This is a genomic window from Achromobacter sp. RTa, from assembly GCF_000757485.1.
Lineage (GTDB): Bacteria > Pseudomonadota > Gammaproteobacteria > Burkholderiales > Burkholderiaceae_B > Achromobacter.
Window position 1 is genome coordinate 41999 of the sequence record NZ_JPYO01000045.1, and the last position, 23397, is coordinate 65395.

Consider the following 23397-nt stretch of genomic DNA (forward strand, 5'->3'; position numbering starts at 1 on the left):
AGCGCCCGTCCTACGACGCCCCGCGTGGCGGCGACCGGGGTGGCGAGCGCGCTTCCTACGGCTCCGAGCGCCGCGAAGGCCGTCCGGGCCAGCGCCCGTCCTACGACGCCCCGCGCGGCGGTGACCGGGGCGGCGAGCGCGCTTCCTACGGCTCCGAGCGCCGCGAGGGCCGTCCGGGCCAGCGCCCGTCCTACGACGCCCCGCGCGGCGGCGACCGGGGCGGCGAACGCGCTTCCTACGGCTCCGAGCGCCGCGAGGGCCGGGCCGATCCTGGCCGGGCGCCGCAGAAGCCGCAGGCCAGCCGCCCGCGCCAGCCGTATGCGGCTATCCGTATCGAGCAGGTCCAGCGCGCCTTGGGCGAGATCCTGCAGTGGACCTATCCGGCCGACGCGGCGCTGTCGCACTGGCTGCGCAACCATCCCAACCTGGGCGCGCGCGACCGTTCCGAAGTCGCCGAAGCCGTCTATGACGTGCTGCGCCACCTGCGCCGCTATCGCCAGTTCGGCGAAAGCGGCGTCGGCCCGGCATCGCGCCGCCTCGCCATCCTGGGCCTGGCCGCCACCCTGGGCGCCGGCGAGCTCGCCGAAGGCCTGGACGCCGCCGAGGCCGAATGGCTGCGGCGCGTATCGCAGATAGACCTGGCGACGCTGCCGCGCGCGGTGCGGGGCAGCATCCCCGACTGGCTGGACGAGCGCCTGGGCGCCATGGACAGCCCCGAAACGCTGATCGAGGCGCTGAACCGCCAGGCCAGCCTGGACTTGCGCGTCAACCCGCTGAAGGCCGAACGCGACGCGATGCTGGCCGAGTTGCAGCAGGGCGCCGGGCGCTACGCGCCGGTCGCCATGCCGTACTCGCCTTGGGGCATCCGCATGGAAGGCCGTCCGGCCATCAACCGTTGGCCTCAGTTCGAGAACGGCAGCATCGAGGTGCAGGACGAAGGCAGCCAGCTGCTGGCGCTCCTGGTCGGCCCCCGCCGCGGTGAAATGATCATCGACTTCTGCGCGGGCGCCGGCGGCAAGACGCTGCTGCTGGGCGCGCTGATGCGCTCCACGGGCCGCCTGTACGCGTTCGACGTGTCGGCGGCGCGCCTGGCCCGCGCCAAGCCGCGCTTCGCGCGCAGCGGCCTGTCCAACGTGGTGCCCGTCGTCATCGACAACGAAAACGACGCCCGCGTGAAGCGCCTGGCCGGCAAGGCCCAGCGCGTGCTGGTGGACGCGCCATGCAGCGGTATCGGCACCCTGCGCCGCAATCCGGACCTGAAATGGCGCCAGCACCCCGAGGCGCTGGCCGAGCTGGGCCAGCTCCAGGAGCGCATTCTGAATAGCGCGGCGCGTTGCGTGGCGCCGGGCGGCCGCCTGGTCTACGCGACGTGCAGCCTGCTGGCGGAGGAAAACGAGGCGCAGGCCGAGCGCTTCCTGGCCAGCCACCCCGACTTCGAACGCCTGGACGCGGCCGGCATTCTGGCGGCCCGCTGTGAAAACCTGAAGCTGGAGGGCCCTTACGTTCAACTGCGTCCTGACGTGCACGGCACCGACGGTTTCTTCGCCGCCGTGTTCGAGCGCAAGAAGAAGGGCGCCGCGGCAGAGGGCAGCGAGGCGGCGGAAGCCCCGGACGTCTCCGAAGGGCAGGGCGAGCCGGCCTGATGGACGGCGGCCCCGCGCCGGGTCAGGGCGCCGGCGTGACGCCCACCGTCGCGCTGTAGCGGCGGGTGCCGAGCGCCTTGTCCTGGTACTTCACTTCCCAGGCCAGGACGTCGTCGCCCGGCCGGTCGGCCTGGTAGACCACCTGCGAAATGGGCACCGCCTTGTAGGCGCAGCGCCCGGACCCGGTGGTCTGGCCGCGCGTCTGCATGATGTTCGCCTTGCCCAGGCGGGGGGGCTGGGTGATGGTCACCCGGGGCGCGCGCAGGGGCAGGCAGTCCGACCCCCGGATCTCGTAGTACGAGGCCAGCACGGCGACCTCGCCCGACTTCAGCGTCTGGGCCGAGGCGGGCGCCGGCAGCGCCGCGCCCAGCAGGGCCAGGGCGAAAAACAAACGGGGACAGATTTTGTTGGGCAACATCAGTGGGGCAAAAGAGACAATTCGAGCAAACGGAGCCAGAGTGTGCGCCCGTGGCGCGGCCCGGGCAAGGCCAGGCCCAAGCTGACAGGAACTTTAATGGTGAAATACTGCCAAAACCACTTGCCTATGCACACGCCCCACGCCTGTCCCCGGGGCGGCCGGCCCAGGTGCCGGATACCCGCAAGGCCTGGCCTCGCGCCTGCCCGTCAAGGTCGCGAGCAGAGATGTCTATGCTTCAAAACCAGGGCTTAGTCCTTGATTTCTCTCAAAAACTATTTTGAAACTCCCTTGTCATAAGACGGCAAAGGTAAGCTAAACTTCAGGCACTTCTCAAGCGAGGCTCATAACAGCTTTATGGATTACATCCTCTCCTTCATTGCCGGCGGTCTGACGCAAGCCACTTGGTGGCAGATCGTCGTTTTCACGCTGGTGATGACGCACATCACGATCGTGTCGGTCACCGTCTTTCTCCATCGCAGCCAAGCGCACCGCGGTCTGGACTTGCATCCAGCCGTCATGCATTTCTTCCGCTTCTGGCTCTGGATGACGACCGGCATGGTCACCAAGGAATGGGTCGCCATTCACCGCAAGCACCACGCCAAGTGCGAAAAGGAAGGCGATCCCCATTCGCCCATCCTGTTCGGCATCTGGAAAGTGCTGTTCCGCGGCGCCGAGCTGTATCGCGAAGAATCGAACAACAAGGAAACCATGGCCAAGTTCGGCCACGGCACGCCGGACGACTGGCTCGAACGCAACGTTTACAGCAAGCACAGCCTGTGGGGCGTGCTGACCATGCTCGCCATCGACATCGCCCTGTTCGGCGCCATCGGCGTCACGGTGTGGGCCGTCCAGATGGCCTGGATCCCCTTCTGGGCCGCCGGCGTCGTGAACGGCATCGGCCACTACTGGGGCTACCGCAACTACAACAGCCCGGACACCAGCACCAACGTGTTCCCCTGGGGCATCGTGATCGGCGGCGAAGAGCTGCACAACAACCACCACGCCCACGGCACGTCGGCCAAGTTCTCGGCCAAGTGGTACGAATTCGACATCGGCTGGTGCTACATCAACATCCTGAAGTTCTTCGGCCTGGCCAAGATCAAGAAGGTTGCGCCCAAGCTGAAGCTGGATGATTCCAAGACCGGCATCGACCTGCGCACCCTGCAAGGCGTGATCACGCACCGCTACGAAGTCATGGCCCGCTATGCGGACGTGATCAAGAGCGCGGCCCGCGAAGAACTGGCCAAGCTGAAGGATTCGCGCAAGAAGGGCAGCGCCGAATGCGACTGGACCAAGCTGCACCAGGTGCGCCGCGCGATCCATCGCAACGAGGACATCCTGCAGCCGGAGCAACTGGCTGCCGTGGACAAGGCCATCGCCCAGAACAAGTCGCTGTCCACGCTGGTGCAGATGCGCCGCGAACTCGGCCGTATCTGGGAAAGCTCCAGCGCCAGCAGCGAACAGCTCCTCAATGACCTGCAGGCCTGGTGCCAGCGCGCCCAGCAAAGCGGCATCGCCGGGCTCGAGCAATTCGCTCAACGTCTGCGCCGCTACGCGGCATGATGCTAGAGAAGCTCAATCCTGAACAACGCGCCGCAGTAACGTTAGAACCGCAGCACGCCCTGGTCCTGGCCGGGGCGGGCAGCGGGAAGACCCGGGTACTCACCACCCGCATGGCCTGGCTGATTCAAACCGGCCAGGCTTCGCCTTTTGGGCTGCTGGCGGTCACGTTTACCAACAAGGCCGCCCGCGAGATGCTGGCGCGCATGTCGGCCATCCTGCCCATCGATACGCGCGGCCTCTGGATCGGCACCTTCCACGGCCTGTGCAACCGCATGCTGCGGGCGCATCACCGCGATGCCGGCCTGCCGCAGAGCTTCCAGATTCTCGACGTCACCGACCAGTTGGCCGCCATCAAGCGCCTCATGAAGGCCAACGGCGTAGACGACGAAAAGTACCCCCCCCGCGATGTGCAGCGCTTCATCAACGGCGCCAAGGAAGAGGGCCTGCGTCCGGCGGACGTCGAGGCCTATGACGCCCATCGCCGCCGCCTGATCGAGATCTACCAGCTCTATGAGGCCCAGTGCCAGCGCGAGGGCGTGGTGGATTTCGCCGAGCTGCTGTTGCGCGCCTACGAACTGCTGTCGCGCAACGCGCCCGTGCGCGAGCACTACCAGCGCCGGTTCCGCCACATCCTGGTCGACGAGTTCCAGGACACCAACACCTTGCAGTACAAGTGGCTGCGGCTGCTGGCCGGCGGCGGCGCGGCCATCTTCGCGGTGGGCGACGACGACCAGTCCATCTACGCGTTCCGCGGCGCCAACGTAGGCAACATGGCCGATTTCGAGCGCGACTACGCGCACGGCACGGTGATCCGCCTGGAGCAGAACTACCGCTCATACGGCCACATCCTGGATTCGGCCAACGCGCTGATCGGGCACAACACCGGCCGGCTCGGCAAGAATCTCTGGACGGAGCAGGGCGAAGGCGAGCCCGTGCGCGTCATCGAGCAGCCTTCCGACGGCATGGAAGCGCAATGGATCGTGGACGAGATCCGTTCGCTGATCCACGAAGGCAGCCTGCGCCGCGAAATCGCCGTGCTCTACCGCAGCAACGCGCAGTCGCGCGTGCTGGAGCACGCCATATTCTCGGCCGGCATTCCCTACAAGGTGTATGGCGGCCTGCGCTTCTTCGAACGCCAGGAAATCAAGCACGCGCTGGCCTACCTGCGCCTGATGGCCAACCCGCACGACGACACCTCCTGGATGCGGGTCGTCAACTTCCCCACGCGCGGCATCGGCGCGCGCACGCTGGAACAGCTGGCGGACGCAGCCCGCGCGCACGACACCAGCCTGTACGCCGCCGTGGCCCTGGTGGGCGGCAAGGGCGGGTCCAACCTGGCCCAGTTCGCGCAGCTGATCCACCGCCTCATCGAGGAAACGCGCGACCTGCCGCTGCCGGAAATGGTCGAGCACATGATCGAGGCCAGCGGCCTGAACGCGCACTACAAGGCCGAGCGCGAAGGCGCCGAGCGCCTCGAAAACCTGAACGAACTGATCACGGCCGCCGCCGTGTTCGCGTCCGAGGAAAACTACGACGGGCTGCCCGCGGGCGTCGTGCCCGAGCAGCCCACCTCGTCCACGCTCATGCCGGGGGTGGTGGACGCGCCGGCCATCGTCACGGACGGCCTCACGCCGCTGGCGGCATTCCTGTCGCACGCGGCGCTGGAGGCGGGCGACAACCAGGCCCAGCAAGGCCAGGACGCCGTCCAGCTCATGACCGTGCACGCGGCCAAGGGCCTGGAGTTCGACGCGGTCTTCATCACCGGCCTGGAAGAGGGGCTGTTCCCCCACGAGAACAGCATTCTCGAACCGTCCGGGCTGGAAGAAGAGCGCCGCCTCATGTACGTGGCGATCACCCGCGCGCGCCAGCGCCTGTACATCAGCCTGGCGCAAAGCCGGATGCTGCACGGCCAGACGCGCTACGCGATGCGTTCCCGCTTCCTGGAAGAAATTCCGGAGCAGCACCTGAAATGGCTTACGCCCAAGGCGGGCCTGGCCCAGGTCGGCGCCACGGGCGCGGGCTGGGGCGGCGGCAACCGCGGCGACGCCTTCGGACGCAAGCCCACCAACACCATTGCGCCGCGTCAACCGCGCAGCGTCGCTTCGGGTGTCACGGTCGGCGACAAGCAGTATCGTGTGGGTCAGGGCGTGCGCCACGCGCGGTTCGGCGAGGGCACGATCATCGGCTTGAGCGGCGCAGGACAGGACGCCCAGGCCCAAATCCAGTTCCGCGACGTGGGCGCCAAGACCTTGGCGCTGGGCATCGCGAAGCTCGATATTGTTCAGGGTTGAAAGACATGGCCGACAACGATTCTCCGAAAGCCGAGTTGGCGTCTCTGCGCGCCGAGGTCGATGAAATCGACCAGCAGATCATCCTGCTGCTCGGGGTGCGGTTCCGTTGCACGGACATGATCGGCGAACTCAAGCAGGCGCATGGCATGGACCTGGTCGATGCCAAGCGCGAATCCCAGCAGGTCGCGCGCATCCGCCGGCTGGCCGAAGAGGCGGGCGTGCCGCCCGCGCTGGCAGAAACCATCCTGCGTGAAGTGATCGACGTGGTGGTGGATCACCACACCCGCTTACGCGAACGCCCCTATTCGTAAGTGGGCCTGAGCGCGCCTGGCACCCCGCAAACTCGGGGCGCCAGGCGCTTTTTCCTCAAGCTTCAGACTGCTCGATCTCTTCGAGCGAGCCCTGGATCTCCAGCCACTGCTCTTCCAGCTCGTCCATGCGCTTGCCGTGCTCGCCGTGCTCGGCCATGACCTTCTGGCGTTCCGCGCGGCGCGCGTCCGAATAGAGGTCCGGGTCGGCGATGACGGCGTCCAGCGCCTGCAGCTTGGTCCGCAGTTTTTCCATCTCGGCGTCGATCTTGGCAAGCTTGGCTTCCAGGGGCTTGCGCAGGGCGGACAGGCGCTGGCGCTGTTCGGCTTCGGCCCGGCGCTGCGCCTTGCGGTCGATCACCGGCTCGCCGTTCGCCGCGCTTTCGCGCGCCGCCTCGGCGCGCTCGCCCGCGTTGCGCGCGGCCAGCCAGTCCCGGTAGTCTTCCAGGTCGCCGTCGAATTCGCGGACCGCGCCGTCGGCCACGATCCAGAAGCTGTCCACCGTGGTGCGCAGCAGGTGGCGGTCGTGAGACACGAGCAGCATGCTGCCCCCGAAGTCCGCCAGCGCGGTGGCCAGGGCCTCGCGCGTTTCCACGTCCAGGTGGTTGCTGGGTTCGTCCAGCAGCAGCAGGTTGGGTTTTTGCCAGACGATCAGGGACAGCGCCAGGCGGGCCTTTTCGCCGCCGGACATGGGGCCGACCTTGCTTGTGACGGTATCGCCCGAAAAGCCGAAGCCGCCCAGGTAGTTGCGCAGCTCCTGCTCGCGGGCCTCGGGCGCCAGGCGCGCCAGGTGGGCGATCGGCGTGCTGTCCACGTCCAGCATGTCGAGCTGGTGCTGGTGGAAATAGCCGATGGCCAGCCCGCGCGAGGCGCGGCGCGCGCCGGCCTGCACCGGCAGCTCTTCGGCCAGCGTCTTGATCAGCGTGCTCTTGCCGGCGCCGTTGGCGCCCAGCACGCCCACGCGGCTGCCGGCCCGGACCATCAGGGTCACGTCGCGCAGGATGGGCACGGCGTTGCCGGCGGCGTCCGTATAGCCGGCCGACAGGTGTTCCAGCGTCAGGAGCGGATCCGGCACCTGTTCCGGCGAGGGGATGCGGATGTCGATTCCCGCTTCGGCCTGCAAGGGCGCCAGCACCTGCATGCGCGCCAGCGCCTTGACGCGGCTCTGCGCCTGCTTGGCCTTGGAAGCCTTGGCCTTGAAGCGGTCGATGAAGCCTTGCAGCCTCGCGGCCTCGCGCGTCTGGCGCTCGTAGGCGATGTTGCTTTGCCGCAGGCGTTCGGCGCGCTGCGTCAGGAAGTCGCCGTAGCCGCCCCGATAGCGCACCAGTTTGGCGTGGTCGAAATGCAGGATGGACTTGGCCACCGCGTCCAGGAATTCGGTGTCGTGGGAGATCAGCATGACGGTGCCCGGATAGGCCCCCAGCCATTTCTCCAGCCACAGCATGGCGTCCAGGTCCAGGTGGTTGGTGGGCTCGTCCAGCAGCAGCAGTTCGGATGGCGCCATCAGCGCGCGGGCCAGCGCCAGGCGCATGCGCCAGCCGCCCGAGAAGCTTTCGACGGGCTGCATCCATTCGGCGGGCTTGAATCCCAGGCCGGCCAGCAGCTGTTCGGCGCGCGAAGCCGCGCTCCAGGCGCCGGCTTCCACCAGCGCCGCTTCGACTTCGGCGATCTGCGTGCCTTGCTCGTCCGTCAGCGCGGCGCGGCGCGCCTGCAATTCGCGCAGGTGCACGTCGCCGTCGATGACGAATTCGCGCGCCGGGCGGTCGTCCGCGTCGATTTCCTGCTTCACGCTGGCGATGCGCCAGCCCGCGGGCATCGCCAGCGTGCCGGCGTCCACATCCAGATCGCCCGTCAGCAGCGCGAACAGCGTGGACTTGCCCGCGCCGTTCTTGCCGACGATGCCCACGCGCTCGCCCGGATGCACGACGAATTCGGCGCCGTCCAACAGCACTTTCGTGCCGCGGCGCAAGGTCAATCCAGTAGCACGTATCACAGGCTCAGTTGCTCGCGGGTAAGTAGCAGAAGCTGGTCGGAGGCCTCTTCGGTGTCCAGCCACACGGGGGACAGCTGCGGGAATGCGGCCTCGAAGAAATCGCGTTCATGGCCGATCTCCAGCACCAGCACGCCCTCTGGCGCCAGGAAGCGCGGAGCGGCTTCCAGGATGCGGCGGACCAGGTCCATGCCGTCATCGCCGCCAGCCAGCGCCAGTTGCGGTTCGTGGCGGTATTCCTGGGGCAGGGCGCTCATGGAGCCGCTGTTCACATAGGGAGGATTGCAGACGATGACGTCGTACTGGCGCGCCGGCAGGCCGTCGAACAGATTGCTTTCGTGCAGGTCCAGGCGGTCGGCCAGGGCGTAGTCATCCACATTGCGGCACGCCACGGCCAAGGCATCCGGGGACAGGTCCACCGCGTCCACGTGGGCGTGGGGGAACGCCAGCGCCGACAGGATGGCCAGGCAGCCCGAGCCGGTGCACATGTCCAGCACGTTCTCGACGGCGAACGGGTCCTGCACCCAGGGCGCAAGGCCTTCGTCCAGCAGTTCGGCGATGGGCGAGCGCGGCACGATGACGCGCTCGTCCACGTAGAAGCGATGCCCGCGCAGCCAGGCCTCGTTGGTGAGGTAGGCGGCCGGCACGCGCTCGGTCACGCGGCGGTCGATCAGGTCCAGCACGCGGTCGCGCTCTTCGCCGAGCACGCGCGCGTCGATGTACGGGTCCAGCGTGTCCAGCGGCAGGTGCAGGGCATGCAGCGTCAGATAGACCGCCTCGTCCCAGGCATTGTCGCTGCCATGGCCCAGCGCCACTTGCGCGGCGTTCAGGCGCGAAACGCCGTAGCGGATCAGGTCGCGCAGGGTCTGCAGTTCTTGGCGGGAGGATGGATGCATGGCTGGCTTTCTTTATGAGGCCGCCCCTCGGGAAATGGGCTCTCCCGAGGGGCGGAGGGCCCGCGCGGCAAGCGCGGGACAGGTTACGACTTGGCGGGCAGGAGGTTTTCCAGCGTGCGCCGATAGATGTTCTTGAGCGGTTCGAGGGAGGCGATCTCGATGCGCTCGTTGACCTTGTGGATCGTGGCGTTGCACGGCCCGAACTCGATCACCTGCGGGCAGATCTTGGCGATGAAGCGGCCGTCGGAAGTGCCGCCGGTTGTCGAGAGCTCGGTCGTCACGCCGGTTTCGTCCTTGATGGCCGACGACAGCGCTACGCTGAGCGAGCCTCGCGGGGTCAGGAAGGGCTCGCCGCCCAGTTCCCAGTCCAGCGTGTACTCCAGGCCATGGCGGTCCAGTACCTCGTGCACGCGCGCCTTCAGGCTTTCGGGCGTGCTCGCCGTCGAGAAGCGGAAGTTGAACAGCGCAACCGCCTCGCCCGGCACCACGTTGGTGGCGCCGGTGCCCGAGTTCAGGTTCGATACCTGGAACGTGGTGGGCGGGAAGTACTCGTTGCCCTGGTCCCATTCGATGCCGACGATGTCGGCCAGGGCCGGCGCCAGCTGGTGCACGGGGTTGCGCGCCAGGTGAGGATAGGCGACGTGGCCCTGGATGCCCTTGACTGTGAGCTTGCCCGACAGGGAGCCGCGGCGGCCGTTCTTGCAGATGTCGCCCAGCACGTCGCCCGAGGTGGGCTCGCCGACGATGCAATAGTCCAGCTGCTCGCCGCGCGCCTTGAGCGCGTCGCAGACGATGGCGGTGCCGTCGATCGACGGACCTTCCTCGTCGGACGTGATCAGGAGCGCGATCGAGCCGCCGTGCTGCGGATTGGCCGCCACGAATTCCTCGGCCGCCACCAAGAAGGCGGCGATCGAGCTTTTCATGTCGGCCGCGCCGCGGCCGTACAGGTAGCCGTCGCGTTCGGTGGGCACGAACGGGTCGCTCTCCCACTTTTCGCGCGGGCCCGGGGGCACCACGTCCGTGTGGCCGGCGAACACGGCCAGCGGCGCAGCGCTTCCGCGCCGCGCCCACAGGTTGGTCACGCCGCCCTGGGCGATGGTTTCGCACTTGAAGCCGATGCGTTCCAGGCGCGCGGCAAGCGTGGCCTGGCAGTCTTCATCGGCGGGCGTCACCGACGGGCGGGCGATCAGGTCCTTGACCAGATCCAGCACGGCGGAAGCCGGCGCGGACGCGGATGTGCTCATCAGGCCCTCAGCAGATCGTTGATGCTGGTCTTGGCGCGCGTTTGCGCGTCGACGCGCTTGACGATGACGGCGCAGGCCAGGCTGTGCGTGCCGTCGGCCGAGGGCAGCGAGCCGGGAACCACAACCGAGCCCGAGGGCACGCGGCCATAGGTGATCTTGCCGGTGGCGCGGTCATAGATCTTGGTGCTTTGCGACAGGAACACGCCCATGGCCAGCACGGAGTTTTCTTCCACGACCACGCCTTCCACGACTTCCGAGCGGGCGCCGATGAAGCAGTTGTCTTCGATGATGGTGGGGTTGGCCTGCAGCGGCTCCAGCACGCCGCCGATGCCCACGCCGCCCGACAGGTGCACGTTCTTGCCGATCTGGGCGCAGGAGCCTACCGTGGCCCAGGTGTCGACCATCGTGCCTTCGTCGACGTAGGCGCCGATGTTCACGTAGGAGGGCATCAGCACCACGTTGCGGGCGATGTACGCGCCGCGGCGGGCGACGGCGGGCGGCACCACGCGGTAGCCGCCTTGCTTGAAGGCGTTGTCGCCGTATTCCGAGAACTTGAGCGGCACCTTGTCGTAGAACTGCAGCGGAGCCTGGCCCATGATGGCGTTGTCGCTCAGGCGGAACGACAGCAGCACGGCCTTCTTGATCCACTGGTGCACGACCCAGTCGTCGTTGATTTTCTCGGCGACGCGCAAGCGGCCCAGATCCAGGCCGTCGATGGTGTGCTCGACCGCCTCGCGCACTTCGGCGCTTGCGTCGGTAGGCGACAGGTTGGCCCGGTTTTCCCAGGCTTGTTCGATGGTGGTCTGCAGGTCGAGAGTCATAGCGGCTCAGCTTTTAAGGGTTGATCAAACAGAAGTATGCACAAAATGGGCGATGCGCTCGGCAGCCTGCACGCAGTCAGCCAAAGGCGCCACCAAGGCAATGCGGATGCGGCCCTGGCCGGGATTCACGCCGTGCGCTTCCCGCGCCAGGAAACTGCCCGGCAGCACGGTAACACCAGTCCGGCCGTAAAGGTCGCGCGCGAACGCCGTATCCGAGCCGGGCGTGGCCGCCCACAGGTAGAACGAGGCTTGCGGGCGGGACACGTCAAGCACGTTCTGCAGGATGGGCACCACGGCGTCGAACTTCTCGCGGTACAGGCGGCGGTTGTCTTTCACGTGCGCTTCGTCCGTCCAGGCGGCGATGCTCGCCGCGGACACGAGCGGGCTCATCGCACTGCCATGATACGTACGGTACAGCAGGAAGCGGCCGATCAGCGCGGCGTCTCCCGCGACGAAGCCGGAACGCAGGCCCGGCACGTTGGAACGCTTGGACAGGCTGGAGAAGGCCACCAGGTTGCGGTAGTCGTCCCGGCCCAGGCGGCGCGCCGCCTGCAGCCCGCCCAGCGGAGGATTGCCCTCGTCGAGGTAGATCTCGGAATAGCATTCGTCGGAGACGATCACGAAGCCGTGGCGGTCGGACAGCTCGAAGAGCGTCTTCCATTCCTCCAGCGACATCACGTTGCCGGCCGGATTGCCCGGCGAGCACACGAACACCATGCGCGCCTTCTTCCAGACGTCCGCCGGGACCTGGCCCCAGTCGCTGCCGAAATTGCGCACCGGATCGGCATTCACGAAGTAGGGCGTGGCGCCGGCCAGCAGGGCGGCGCCTTCGTATATCTGATAAAAAGGATTTGGGCAGATCACGACCGAGCCCGCGGACGGGTCGATGACCGTCTGCGTGAAGGCGAACAGCGCCTCGCGCGAGCCCAGCGCCGGCAGCACCTGCGTTTCGGGGTCGGGCGCGGGAATGCTGTAGCGGCGCGCCAGCCACTCCGAGATCGTCCGGCGCAGGGCCGGATCGCCCTTGGTGGACGGATAGACGGACAGCCCCGCGAGATTGTCGCGGATCGCCTGCCCGACGCGCTCCGGCGCGGCGTGCTTGGGCTCGCCGATCGACAAATTGATGGGCGTCAGGCCGTCCGGCTGCTGGGCGGCCGAAGCCAGCAAAGCCCGCAGTTTTTCGAACGGATAGGGGTGTAGGGCATCGAGGCGCGGATTCATGACGCAAGATTTTAACAAGCAAGCTACAATAGCGGGCTTGGCTTTGCGAAGGTGGCGAAATTGGTAGACGCACCAGGTTTAGGTCCTGACGCCGTAACAGGTGTAGGGGTTCGAGTCCCCTCCTTCGCACCACTTATTGAAAACCGTTGATAGGCGTATATCAAAGCCTTTCAAATCAACGGCTTGGCGGGTGTCTGGGTGCTGGTTGACTGCAAAAAAGCAAGAATTCGCGGTCTCCAGCCCCGGATCAGTCCAGCTCTAGCCCCCATGCCCCAGCCCCACATAGCAAGCACCAACCCCGGTGCAACATCGGGGCAGATCCGGCCAATCCAGGCCGCCATCAGAAGACGTAAAGCCTAATCGAGCGCGGCTTAAGCTCGCGGCGTTGGTGATGCCTGCGCGTTTCCCACCCATGCCGGCGTATACCGCAAGCGGGTTTCCCCGGCCGCGGCGCCTATCCGCCTATCCCTCTCTTGCGCGTAAATACCTATTAAAAATTCCTGCGCGATGCCGTACTGACCCTATATATTTTGCTCTACTCAGCGAGGGTTCATTTATGGCCGGCAGGTATTGTCATCGCGCAGGGTGGTTACCCCCCGCGATTTTCTTCATATATGCAGCAAACTGCACCTATCCCGCCTATGCGCAATCGGTCTCTGGTTCCGGCGAGGTTTTGCCTGAACCGATCCAGTCGCCGCACTGGACGGTGGGGGGGGACCTGACCGTCGGAGATTCGCTCGCCGGGACGTTGACCATCGAAGCCGGCGGCACGGTGGTCAACGATTGGGCCTTTATCGGCAATTTCGATGGCGGCGCAGGCACGTTAACGGTGTCGGGCCGTGACGCCGGCGGCGCGGCGTCGACCTGGACAAGCCTGGGACCGGTGATGATCGGGGCGGATTCAGGCAGCAATGGCACGCTCAGGGTGCTTGACGGGGCGGCGGCGCAAAGCGATTCGGGCACCATCGGCGCCTATGCGGGGAGCGTCGGAAGCGCAACCGTTTCCGGGGTCGGGTCAGTCTGGGACCTTTCCACGGTCTACTCGTTCCAGATCGGCTCGGGCGGCAGCGGGACGCTGCGGATCGACAATGGCGGCGCAGTGCATAGCGGCCAGGGCATTATCGGTTGGCTCGCCGGCAGCGATGGGCACGTCACGGTATCGGGCCCGCAAACCGTCTGGGACCCATTGAACAACATCTACGTTGGTTTCGAGGGCACTGGGGAACTGGACGTCCAGGACGGCGCGACCGTTCATACGCAAGGACCGACCGGGCCGAATTCTGCGGCATCGATCTACATCGGGCTGAATGCGGGCGGTGTCGGCGCGGTGAACGTGTCGAGCGGGACGGCCGACACTTCGACGCTCACGGCGTCCGACCGCATCGAAATCGGTTCGGGCGGCGACGGAACGCTGACGATCGCCAAAGGCGGGATGGTGGGCGTCGCCAGGGACGCCTGGATCGCCATCAGCGGCGCGTCCTCCGGAACGCTGAACCTGACCGGCGACGCCAGCGGCCGCGGCGTGCTCGAGACAGGCTCCGTCATCAAGGGCGCCGGCAACGTGAATCTCAACCTGGACGGCGGCATCCTGCGCGCCAATCGCGATGAGGCCGATTTCCTGAAGGGCTTTACCACGCAGGCTGTGGGAAGCGGCGGCGCCTGGTTTGACACAAATACTCATGAAGTGGGCGTGGGGACGGCCTTCTCGGGCACGTCCAGCCTGAACAAGCTTGGGGCGGGCACCTTGACGCTTTCGGGCGATAGTTCTGCGTTCACGGGCAATACCGAGATCCAGGCCGGCACGCTGCAGGTCGATGGCGTCCTTGGCGGGCCCGTGAATGTGCTCGCGGGGGCGCGGTTGACCGGCACGGGACGCGTCGGCGCGACGGCCAACAAGGGAACCATCGCGCCGGGCCCCCGCAGCGGCTTCGGCACCCTGACGATCGCCGGCGACTATGCGGCCCAGGGCGGCGGCCTGGAAATCCGCACGCAGCTTGGCGCCGATGATTCGCCGACCGACAAGCTGGTGATCACGGGCGCCAGCTCCGGCACGACGCCGGTCACGGTGACGAACATGGGAGGCTCAGGCGCATTGACCCAACGAGGCATACAGGTCGTACAGGTCAACGGCGTCTCGGCGGGCCAATTCAACCTGGCTAACGGCGATTACGTCATCAATGGGCGGCCGGCCCTGGTGGCCGGCGCCTACGGCTATGTATTGCAACAGGATCCTGCCGACGGGGATTGGTATCTGAGATCGTCCCTGACCGATCCTGGCACGCCGCAAACCGGTGGCGGTTCGCCGGCCGTCGAGGAGCCCTTGCTCTATCAGCCTGGCGTGCCGGTATACGAAGCCTATGCCAACACGCTGCTTCAACTGAGCCAGCTTCCCACCTTGCGCCAGCGGGTCGGCAACCGCCTTTACGATCCGGCGGACGCCGGCCGCAGCGGCATATGGAGCCGCGTGGAGGGCGCCACAAGCCGGCTCGATCCTTCTGCGTCCACCACGGGCGAACGCCAGCACATCGACAGCTGGAAGGCGCAATTCGGCGTCGACCGCATCCTGGTCGGCGAGCAAGGAGGTTCCCGTCTCGTCGGCGGGTTGGCCCTGCACTATGGCAAGGCCGACACGCGCGTGTCCTCGGCATATGGCGACGGCACCATCGATACCACCGCCTATGGCCTGACCCCCACACTGACCTGGTACGGCAGGGATGGTGTCTATATCGATACCCAGGCTCAGGCGACCTGGTTCGACAGCGGCCTGAATTCACGGTCGGCGGGCAAGCTGGAGGACGGGCGGAAGGCGCACAGCTATGGACTCGGTATCGAAGCGGGCAAGGCTTTCGATCTGCGGGAGGGGCTGGTCCTGATTCCGCAGGCGCAGCTGACGTATGCATCGACCCACCTTGGCCGTTTCAGCGACAAATTCGGCGCGCGCATCGAGGGCGACAAGGGCGACAGCTTGCAGGGCCGCATCGGCATTGCGCTGGACTACAAGACGGATTGGGGCGCGGCTGGCGTCGACCGGCAATCGAGCGTCTATGGCGTCGTCAACGTGAAACATGAATTCCTGGACGGAACGCGGATAGAGGTTTCGGATGTGGCGGTAGCGAGCCGCATGTCGCGCACCTGGGGCAGCCTGGGAGTGGGAGCCAATTACGGCTGGGGGTCCCGCTATGCCCTCTACGGCGAGATCGGCGCCGACGCTGATTTCTCCGGTAGCTATGTCGTCACCGCCACCGCGGGTTTCAGGATGATGTTCTAGGCAGGGGAAGGGTTCCCCTTCCTTCGCGCCCGCGCGCCGCAACAAGCCGTTTAGGGGTATACGCCAGTGCGAAACGGGCGCATTTTGCTATATCGTCGCGCTCTTCGGCCTCCCATGGCGGGAACGGGCAGGCCACCGGCGCCAGCCTGATCAGGGCGGCGCCCGCGCATTTGCTGCAACTGGCGGTCCTCGCAGACGGGGACCTGCCCGGATTCGCCGTGCTGCACACACCCGGAAACTGACTGTCCATTCGCGTTCCTTGCGAGGTGAGCCGTGCATGAACTGCTGGCCGACTGGTGCGAAATGCTGAATGCCTTGCTGCGGGACGTGGCCGACACCCAGGCCACGGCGGAAGCGCGCGACAATGCGCTGCGCCACGCCCATCGGCATTCCTGCCAAGCCCCCATCTGTTTCCGGATGTCGGGCGCGACGATCGGCCATCTGGCCGAAACGCTGAACTGCGCCGTGCGCGCTTCGTGCGCCAGGCATGACAACGCCGCCTGGATACGGGCGCTGGACCAGGCCTACGCGCAGTTCCTGCAATACCTGATCCGCGACGCGGAGCGTTGGTCGAGCGGAGGCCCGGACGGGAACATGATCCGCGGCCAGCCGCCTCGATCCCGTCCGGGCCGGCCAGCCTAGCTCGTTGCGCGGCTCGCGCCCCGCACACGCCGTTTTTCCGTCCTGGCTTCCGTGTCGCGGCCTTGCTCGATATCCAGCTGGATGGCGGCATGCACCTTGGCGCGGCTCGCTTCTATCCGGTGCGCGCAAGACCAGCCGCGCTGGCTGGCGACGACAAGCTTGCGATCCAGTTCCTGATGCCGGCGGCGCTTGCTTTCGGTGGACATGGTGCTGAGTTCCTGGTCGGTGATTAACCGCATGTGACGCTCCTTGAGTCGGTCGATGGGTGTGTCGGCCTCTTGACGGGTCTGCACGAAGAAAGTCCTCGCGGCGCATTCGGCCGCGAAAGACGGGAAACGGAAAAAGAAGGGGAAGGAGAGCCGGATGGCCGGTTCCGCTGGGGAAGGGCCGCGGCTAGTCGCTACCGCATGGCGGCGGACGCAATCGCGCTTGGGATGTTGTGCGGGGCGGAGGCGGGCGGCAAGGCGGCAGCGGGCCGTGCTGCGTCATGGATAGACGGCACCCGCCTGTTTTGATGAAGAGGATTCATGTCCTGGACATCAGACACCGCGCGCACTCCTACCGCGGACGCGGCCGCGGACTGTGCGCGGCCGGCCGGATGTGGCCCTGCGTGGCAGGGCCGTACTGTTCGAATGGGCCGTAGTGTGCCCGTTTAAATATATATTGCAAGCCGAAGCCCGGGGCTGGGCATGGAGAGGGCCTTCGGCGGCGGCGGGGGCTTGGTGTTTTTCCTCCTTGACACTCTCTTCGATAGTCCATAAAGTCACCGCACAGATCTAGATAAAAGACCATCTGTAAGATGGTCTTTTATCGCGTGCACGTTGCGTCGACCTCTTACAGAAATAATTCCAAGAGGAGACAACAGTGCAATCATCGACCGTCAAAATACGTGGCATCGACGATGTCATCGCCTTCATCGATTCGCGCCCGGGCATTGCGGGCAGGGCCGGCCTCATCTGGTGGCTGGCGCTGGGCGGATTGTTTCTCGACGCATTCGCGAACTCGGCGCTGAGCGCGGGCCTGGGCCCGATGACGCGCGACCTGGCGCTCACGGCGAAGCAGGTCGCGCTGATGACGTCGTTCGCGTCCTGGGTGGCGATCGCCTTCAACCCGATCGGCGGGTGGATGGCGGATCGCTGGGGCCGCATACGGCCCTTGATCATCGCCAAGCTGCTCGCCGTCATCGGCGCCGTGCTCGTGGTGTTTGCGCCGTCGTTCGAAGTCATCCTGGCGGGCCGCTTCTTCGTGGGCGCCGCCTATGGCATCGACTTTGCCATCGCGATGGCGGTGCTGGCCGAGTTCACGCCGGTCAAGCTCAAGAGCCGCCTGAACACCTGGCAGGGCATGTGGTACACGGCCGTCTGCACGAACCTGTTGCTGGCGCTGCTGTTTTTCTCATGGGACGTGGGCGATTCGATCTGGCGCTATTCGGTTGCGGCCACCGCCATCTTCGCGATCGCCATCCTCGTGCTGCAACTGACCTACATGGTGGAAAGCCCCATCTGGCTCGCCCGCAAGGAGCGCGTGGTGGAAGCGGCCGCGGCGATGACACGCATCTACGGCCAGAGCTTCGCCGCCGCGCCCGTCGAGGAGCGCGTGCCGGTCATGAACCAGGCGCGGCGCGGCCTGGCCAATGTGCTGCTCATCTTCCGCGGCGTATACCTGCCCCGCACCATACTGGCCGCCACCGTGCAGATCGGCCAGTCGATCCAGTACTTCGCCGTAGGCTGGTACCTGCCCCTGATCAGCGCCGCGCTGTTCGGCAAGGATTTCGTCTACGCGACGATCGGCGCGCTGGTGTTCAACATCTTCGGCATCTTCGGCGGGTTCATGTCTCCCTACGTCGGACGCAAGCTCGGCCTGCGGCGCGCCTCGGCCTTCGGGTTCGCCGCCGTGTTCCTGATGCTGCTGATCCTGGGCACCTTCCACGGCAAGATGCCCCTGTGGCTGGCGGTCGTCGTGCCGTCGCTGTTCATCCTGTTCCACTCGGGCGGCCCGGGCGCCAACGGCAAGAGCCTGTCGTCGCTGTCGTTCCGCGGGGAGCTGCGCGCCGGCGCGAACGGCATCATCGGCGCGCTGGGCTCCATCGGCGCGGCGGTCGGGCTGCTGGTGTTCCCGATCTTCCGCGAGAGCTACGGCCTGGAAAAGACGTTCCTGATCCTGTCGATCGTCCCCTTGACGGCGAGCATCATCTGCTTCGTGATCCGGTGGGATCCGACGCGCACCACGATCAATCCGGACACCGAGGCCGGCGCCCCGCAATTCAAGGATGACGCGGCGCCGTCTCCCCTGAACCCCGCTATCGGAAAAGCCGCGCGATGACGACCAGCAAAGTGATTCTGGCCATAGATGAGGGCACGTCCGGCACCCGCGCGGCGACGGTGTCGGCCGACGGCCACGTATCCTGCCTCGAATATGTGCCATTGCAGGTGAGGACGCCCCGGCCTGGCGTGGTCGAGCAGGACGCCGACGTGATTCTCGAGAAGACGGTCGAGGTATGCCGCGGCGCGATCGCGCGGGCGCGGCAAGAGGGGCAGGAGATCGTCGCGCTGGCCATCGCCACGCAGCGGGCGACCGCCGTGTTGTGGGATACGCGCAGCGGCCGGGCGCTGGTGCCGGCCATGGTGTGGCAGGACACGCGCTACGTGGACGAGCTGGACCAGCTGGCGCCGCAATGGGACCGGCCCTTGCTGGCGCACGTAGGCCGCCCGGTCGGGGTGCGTTCGCTCTATCTCTGGGCGGCGCACCATATCCGGGAGACGCAGCAGGTGGCCGATGCCTGGCGCGAGCGGCGCCTGGCCTTCGGCACCGTCGACAGCTGGCTGCTGTGGCATTTCTCGCAGCGGCGCGAATGCGTCACGACCCCCACCAACGCCACGTCCGCCGGCGCCTATGTGCTGGCCGGGCACCGCTACTACCTGGACTGGCTGGCAACGCTGGGCTTTCCCGCCGAACTGCTGCCGGCCCTGCGCCAGGACGCCGACGACTTCGGGCGCACGCGCATGGAGGTGCTGGGCATAGCCGTGCCGATCCTGGCCTCCGTGGGCGACCAGCATGCGGGCGCGGTCGGGCTGGGCTGCCTGGACCGCGGACAGGCCATGTGCGTGCATGGCACGGGCAGCTTCGTCGACCTCATCATCGGCCCGGAACCACCGGTGAATTCCGGCCAGTTCGAGGGCTCGCTGACGATGACGGCGCGCCGCCAGGACGGCGTTTCGCATTTCGCCGTCGAGACCTTCGTCGCGACCACCGGCTCCGCGCTGAACTGGGTCTGCGAAAAACTGAAGTGGTTCAAGGATGCGCGCGAGATCAGCGCCCTGGCGGCCACCGTCGACTCGTCGCGCGGGGTGACTTTCGTGCCGGCCCTGACGGGTTTGCGCGTCCCCAGGATGGAAGCGGCCGCGCGCGCCTCGCTGACGGGGGTGTCGATGGCCACCACCCAGGCCGAAGTGGCCTACGCCATCCTGGAAGGCATTGCGCATTCGGTCGCCAGCTGCATCGAGGCCGACGAGGAGGTGTCCGGAGTGCGCGTATGCGAGCTGGTCGTGGGCGGAGGGCTCTCCGGCAGCGACGCGCTCCTGCAGATCCAGGCGGACCTGATCGGCATTCCCATACGCCGCATGCAGGAGGCCGACCGCGCGAGCCTGCGCGGCGCGGCCTTCCTGGCGGGCTCTTCCGGCCTGTTGTGGGACTCGCTGCAGGAGGCGCGCAAGACAACGGTGACCGACGCGGTGTTCGAGCCGCTGCTGGACGAAGGCGAAAGGCAGCGGCGGCGCGGCCTGTGGCACTCACGGGTTGCGTCCGAGCTGGAACACGCGGGGCAATTCAAGCAGGACAAAGAGGAGGTCTTGGAAAAATGATCGGGTGGCTATCGAGAAAGCCCAGGAAGGACCGGGCTGAAATGACCCGCACCGAACCATTGCGCCTGAATCGGCAGGAACAGCTGGACCGGTTGGAATCCGAGTATTTCGACATCATCATCGTCGGGGGCGGCATCACCGGCGTCTACGCGGCGTTGGACGCAAGCCTGCGCGGCTACCGCGCGGCCGTCATCGAGAAGGACGATTTCGCCTCGGGCACGTCTTCCAAATCCTCGAAGATGGTGCACGGCGGATTGCGTTATATCGAGCAGGGCAATCTTGGCCTCGTGCGGCATTCGTTGCATGAACGCCAGCGCCTGCGCCGCAATGCCCGCCACCTGGTGCAGCGGCTGCCGTTTCTTTTTCCGATCCTGGAAAAGGACGGCGTGTTCGACAAGCGCCTTTCCAAGGCCTTTGAAAGCCTGCTCTGGACCTATGACGTGGCCGGCGGATGGCGCGAGGGCATCCTGCACCAGAAGCTGACGCCGGCCGAGGTGCTGTCGCATTGCCCGACCTTCAAGGAAGAGGGGCTGTTGGGCGGCTTTCTTTACTTCGACGCGCGCGTGGACGATGCGCGCCTGACGCTGGCCGTCGCGCGCACCGCCGCCTTTCATGGAGCGGCCGTCGTCAACCACGCCAAGGCCGTGGCAATCACGCGCAACGGGCATGGCAAGGTCGATGGCGTCGTCGTCCAGGCCGGCCCGCGCGAAATACGCGCGCGCGCCGGCGTGGTCGTCATGGCGACGGGCGTGTGGCTGCGCGACTGGAACGGCGCGAAGAAGGACGATGCGTCCGCGCTGCACGTCCGGCCGGCCAAGGGCGTGCACGTGGCCGTGCCCTGGCTGAAGGTGCGCAACGATTGCACCGTGACCATTCCCGTTCCCGGCCGCAGCCGCCGCGCCACCATCACCCGCTGGGGCAACCTGTCGTACCTGGGCACGACGGACGAAGACTACGAAGGCGACCTGGACGACGTGCACTGCACCCGGCGCGAGCTGGATTTCCTGCTGGAGGGCGCCCGGTCCGCGTTGAAGGTGGATCTGCGCGCCGAAGACGCCGTGGGCAGCATCGCGGGGTGCCGGCCGCTGGTCGCGCCGCCAGGGGGTAAGACGCTGGAGATCAAGCGCAACCATGTCATCCGCGTGGCGGAGGACGGCTTGGTCACGGTCGTCGGCGGCAAGCTCACGACGTCGCGCCACATGGCCGAGCAGACGATCGACGCCGCGCAGCGGGTCATCGGCAAGACCGGCAAATGCCAGACCCACCGCGCCTATCTGCTGGGCGCGGCGGGCTACGACCCGCAGGCCATCGTGGCCTCGGGCGGCCTGTCCGCCCACCTGGGCGAACGCTACGGGACCGAGGCGCGCTTCGTCAGCGACATCATGGAGCAGGCGCCCGCGCTGCAGAGGCCCGTCGTCGAGGGCTTGCCCTACACCGAGGCGGAAGTCGTCTATGCGGCGCGGCACGAACTGGCCGGCAGCGTCGAAGACGTGTTGTCACGCCGCATGCGGGCGCGCCTCATGGCGCGCGACGCCTCGGCCCGCGCCGCCGCGCGGGTCGGCCAGATACTGCAGGCCGAGCTCGGATTGCCGGAAGACCTTATCGCGCGGCAGGTCAGCGACTACCTTGCCGCCATCAAGCACGAAAAGTCCATACTCATGGGAGACCAGTAAATGATCAGTAAAGAAGCCATCAAGCGCGGCTACAACCGCGGCAAATACGTGGTTGGCGCGCACACGCCTCCGGCCTATGCCGCGACGCTGGCCCAGGCGGGAACCGAACCCGGCCTGCAGCGCGATCCGGTGAGCGTGTCCGCCGAACAGGTGCAGGCCCTGCGCGCCGTGTCGGACGAGGTGCTGACCGCCACGGCCGACGTGGTCGCCTGGACCCGCGACTGGTGGGCGGGCTCGATGATGACCGAGACCGCCGGCAGGCCAGCGACGCCGCAGGCGGTCATCGTCAGGGTATCCACCGTCGAGCAGGTCCAGGCGGTGATGCGCATCGCGAACGCGGCCGCGATACCGGTGACCGTGTCGGCGGGCCGCAGCAACGTGACGGGCGCGGCATTGCCGGTGCGCGGCGGCATCGTGCTGGACGTATGCCAGCTGAACAGGCTGATCGGCGTGGACCGCGAAAGCCAGATCGTGGAAGTCGAGGCCGGCATGTTCGGCGATGTGTTCGAGCAGACCATCCAGGGCGAGTACGGCCTGACGATGGGGCACTGGCCGTCGTCGTTCGGCATCAGCACGGTGGGCGGCTGGGTCGCTTGCCGCGGCGCCGGCCAATTGTCCACCCGCTACGGCAAGATCGAGGATATGGTGTTCGGCATGGACGTGGTGCTGGCCGACGGCAGCCTCGTCACGTTGGGAGGATATTCGCGCGCCGCGCTGGGATCGGACCTGCAGCAGGTATTCATCGGTTCGGAAGGCACGCTGGGCGTCATCGTGCGCATGCGCCTGAAGCTGCATCGCCTGCCAGACTACGGCCGCGCCATCGCCTATGGCTTCAAGACCTTCGCCATCGGGCTGGATGCCTGCCGTGAAATCATGCAGCGCGGCGCAAACCCGGCGGCGCTGCGGCTGTACGATGAATTGGAAAGCGGCGTGCAGTTCAACCGGCCGGATCTCAATGTGCTGCTGGTTGCCGACGAAGGCGCGCGCCAGATCGTGGACGCGGTCATGGAGATCAGCGAAGGCGTATGCGAGGAGCTGGGCGAGAAACTGGACGGCGCGGCGATCTTCGAGCGTTGGCTGGACACTCGCTACCTCACGGGCAAGAGCGCCGAGGGCTTCAAGCGCAGCCCGGGTTTCGTCGCGGACACGCTGGAAATGGCGGGGCGCTGGAGCGATCTGCCGGCCATCTACGACGAAGTGGTGAGCGCCATCAATGCGGTTCCGGGCACGCTGGCCGGTTCGGCGCACCAATCGCATGCCTACGTCGACGGGGCCTGCCTGTATTTCTCGCTGCGCGGCGAAGTGGAAGTTGAGAACCGCGCGAAGTGGTACCGCCGGGCATGGGATGCCGCCAACGCCGTGCTGATTAAATACAATGCGGCCCTCAGCCACCACCACGGCGTGGGCCTGTTGCGCGCGCCGTACATGGAAGAATCGCTGGGCAGCGGGTTCCAGGTGCTGCGCACGCTCAAGCGCACGCTGGACCCGCAGAACATCCTCAATCCCGGAAAGCTCGGCCTGAGCGACGAGCTCTTCCACGACCAGGGCAAGCGATAACC

Annotated in this window: 17 protein-coding genes and 1 tRNA gene; 11 read left to right on the plus strand and 7 right to left on the minus strand. The window is 66.8% G+C overall.

The window, feature by feature from the left end:
* Window positions 1-353: 353 nt before the first annotated feature.
* Complete coding sequence (locus JL37_RS24495) at window positions 354-1643, plus strand: RsmB/NOP family class I SAM-dependent RNA methyltransferase (protein ID WP_043547585.1); 1290 nt, start codon at window positions 354-356, stop codon at window positions 1641-1643.
* A gap of 22 nt (window positions 1644-1665) precedes the next feature.
* On the opposite strand, the gene JL37_RS24500 is transcribed toward JL37_RS24495, so the two are convergent.
* Window positions 1666-2061 carry a hypothetical protein gene (locus JL37_RS24500; RefSeq protein WP_043547586.1) on the minus strand — a complete coding sequence of 132 codons (396 nt, stop codon included), beginning with the start codon at window positions 2059-2061 and terminating at the stop codon, window positions 1666-1668.
* A gap of 354 nt (window positions 2062-2415) precedes the next feature.
* Here JL37_RS24500 and JL37_RS24505 point away from each other — a divergent pair, with 354 nt between their 5' ends.
* Genes JL37_RS24505 through JL37_RS24515 form a run of 3 tightly spaced genes read left to right on the plus strand, consistent with a single transcriptional unit; the run spans window position 2416 to window position 6226 of the window.
* Window positions 2416-3624: a fatty acid desaturase gene (locus JL37_RS24505; protein WP_043547587.1), complete on the plus strand. Its 1209-nt coding sequence runs from the start codon at window positions 2416-2418 to the stop codon at window positions 3622-3624.
* The gene (locus tag JL37_RS24510; RefSeq protein WP_043547588.1) at window positions 3621-5915 is read left to right on the plus strand and encodes a UvrD-helicase domain-containing protein; all 2295 of its coding nucleotides are present in this window, start codon (window positions 3621-3623) and stop codon (window positions 5913-5915) included. Before JL37_RS24505 ends, JL37_RS24510 begins: the two co-directional genes overlap by 4 nt.
* A 5-nt stretch (window positions 5916-5920) precedes the next feature.
* Entirely contained in the window at window positions 5921-6226 is a 306-nt protein-coding gene (locus JL37_RS24515; RefSeq protein WP_043547590.1) for a chorismate mutase, read from the plus strand.
* 55 nt (window positions 6227-6281) lie between these two features.
* Here the strand turns inward: JL37_RS24515 and JL37_RS24520 are convergent, their stop codons facing one another.
* The 5 genes from JL37_RS24520 to dapC all read right to left on the minus strand — a co-directional run bounded on the left by JL37_RS24520 (window position 6282) and on the right by dapC (window position 12395).
* Entirely contained in the window at window positions 6282-8216 is a 1935-nt protein-coding gene (locus JL37_RS24520) for an ABC-F family ATP-binding cassette domain-containing protein (RefSeq protein ID WP_156124390.1), read from the minus strand.
* Window positions 8213-9109, minus strand: coding sequence for a 50S ribosomal protein L3 N(5)-glutamine methyltransferase (prmB, locus tag JL37_RS24525; RefSeq protein WP_043547592.1), 897 nt, complete (start codon window positions 9107-9109; stop codon window positions 8213-8215). The genes JL37_RS24520 and prmB overlap by 4 nt, the downstream gene beginning before the upstream one ends.
* Before the next feature lie 83 nt (window positions 9110-9192).
* Window positions 9193-10353: a succinyl-diaminopimelate desuccinylase gene (gene dapE / locus JL37_RS24530; protein ID WP_043547593.1), complete on the minus strand. Its 1161-nt coding sequence runs from the start codon at window positions 10351-10353 to the stop codon at window positions 9193-9195.
* Window positions 10353-11174, minus strand: a complete 822-nt coding sequence (gene dapD, locus JL37_RS24535) for a 2,3,4,5-tetrahydropyridine-2,6-dicarboxylate N-succinyltransferase (protein WP_043547594.1) — start codon at window positions 11172-11174, stop codon at window positions 10353-10355. Before dapD ends, dapE begins: the two co-directional genes overlap by 1 nt.
* A 24-nt stretch (window positions 11175-11198) precedes the next feature.
* A complete protein-coding gene (gene dapC, locus JL37_RS24540; RefSeq protein ID WP_043547595.1) occupies window positions 11199-12395 on the minus strand; it encodes a succinyldiaminopimelate transaminase in 1197 nt (398 codons plus the stop codon).
* Between the two features lie 45 nt (window positions 12396-12440).
* Between dapC and JL37_RS24545 the strand changes: the two genes are divergently transcribed.
* The 3 genes from JL37_RS24545 to JL37_RS24555 all read left to right on the plus strand — a co-directional run bounded on the left by JL37_RS24545 (window position 12441) and on the right by JL37_RS24555 (window position 16305).
* Window positions 12441-12527: transfer RNA gene (locus JL37_RS24545), tRNA-Leu, on the plus strand.
* Between the two features lie 424 nt (window positions 12528-12951).
* Window positions 12952-15663: an autotransporter outer membrane beta-barrel domain-containing protein gene (locus JL37_RS24550; RefSeq protein WP_043547597.1), complete on the plus strand. Its 2712-nt coding sequence runs from the start codon at window positions 12952-12954 to the stop codon at window positions 15661-15663.
* A gap of 273 nt (window positions 15664-15936) precedes the next feature.
* Window positions 15937-16305 carry a hypothetical protein gene (locus tag JL37_RS24555; protein WP_043547598.1) on the plus strand — a complete coding sequence of 123 codons (369 nt, stop codon included), beginning with the start codon at window positions 15937-15939 and terminating at the stop codon, window positions 16303-16305.
* Here the strand turns inward: JL37_RS24555 and JL37_RS24560 are convergent.
* On the minus strand, window positions 16302-16598 hold the full coding sequence (locus JL37_RS24560) for a toluene tolerance protein (protein ID WP_231570427.1): 297 nt from the start codon (window positions 16596-16598) through the stop codon (window positions 16302-16304). The two genes, JL37_RS24555 and JL37_RS24560, sit on opposite strands and share 4 nt — an antisense overlap.
* Window positions 16599-17169: 571 nt before the next feature.
* On the opposite strand from JL37_RS24560, the gene JL37_RS24565 reads away from it, so the two are divergent.
* Genes JL37_RS24565 through JL37_RS24580 form a run of 4 tightly spaced genes read left to right on the plus strand, consistent with a single transcriptional unit; the run spans window position 17170 to window position 23395 of the window.
* A complete protein-coding gene (locus tag JL37_RS24565; protein ID WP_043547601.1) occupies window positions 17170-18627 on the plus strand; it encodes an MFS transporter in 1458 nt (485 codons plus the stop codon).
* Window positions 18624-20165, plus strand: coding sequence for an FGGY-family carbohydrate kinase (locus tag JL37_RS24570; RefSeq protein ID WP_043547602.1), 1542 nt, complete (start codon window positions 18624-18626; stop codon window positions 20163-20165). The genes JL37_RS24565 and JL37_RS24570 overlap by 4 nt, the downstream gene beginning before the upstream one ends.
* Window positions 20162-21838 carry a glycerol-3-phosphate dehydrogenase/oxidase gene (locus JL37_RS24575; RefSeq protein ID WP_043547603.1) on the plus strand — a complete coding sequence of 559 codons (1677 nt, stop codon included), beginning with the start codon at window positions 20162-20164 and terminating at the stop codon, window positions 21836-21838. The genes JL37_RS24570 and JL37_RS24575 overlap by 4 nt, the downstream gene beginning before the upstream one ends.
* A complete protein-coding gene (locus JL37_RS24580; RefSeq protein WP_043547604.1) occupies window positions 21839-23395 on the plus strand; it encodes an FAD-binding oxidoreductase in 1557 nt (518 codons plus the stop codon).
* Window positions 23396-23397 lie beyond the last annotated feature (2 nt).